This is a genomic window from Vibrio sp. Y176, assembly GCF_033438945.1.
In genome coordinates, this window is the sequence record NZ_JAWOQS010000957.1 from 1 (window position 1) to 560 (window position 560).

Consider the following 560-nt stretch of genomic DNA (forward strand, 5'->3'; position numbering starts at 1 on the left):
ATAGCTCTGTACTGAAGAAAAAAGCATTGGTTGAGTTCTTCGAAAAAGAAATTGCAGATGCAAAAGAGCAAGACGTACTGCTTTCTCTACACATGAAAGCGACGATGATGAAGGTTTCTGACCCGGTTATCTTCGGTCACGCTGTAAAAGTGTACTACAAAGACGTTTTTGCTAAATACGGTAAGTTATTCGAAGAGCTTGGCGTTGATGTAAATAATGGTCTTGGTGATGTTTACTCGAAAATCGAGTCACTACCAGCAGCACAAAAAGAAGAGATTGAAGCGGCAATTCAGGCGGTTTACCAAACTCAGCCTGAACTTGCGATGGTTGATTCGGATCGTGGCATCACGAACCTGCATGTCCCAAGCGACATCATTGTCGATGCATCTATGCCAGCAATGTTGCGTTCTTCTGGCCAAATGTGGGGTCCTGACGGCAAGCAAAAAGATACTAAAGCGATGATTCCAGATCGTTGCTATGCAGGTATCTATCAAGCAGTTATCGATACCTGCATAGCAACGATCTGGAATCATCGCTTTAGTATCTTTTTGCAGTTATCG

General features: G+C 43.2%; 1 protein-coding gene. It reads left to right on the plus strand.

Features of this window, described 5'->3' with window-relative positions; all coding sequences use genetic code 11:
- Window positions 1-560 (plus strand): NADP-dependent isocitrate dehydrogenase (locus R7O13_RS29620; RefSeq protein WP_318305559.1); only part of this gene is annotated, 560 nt, incomplete at both ends.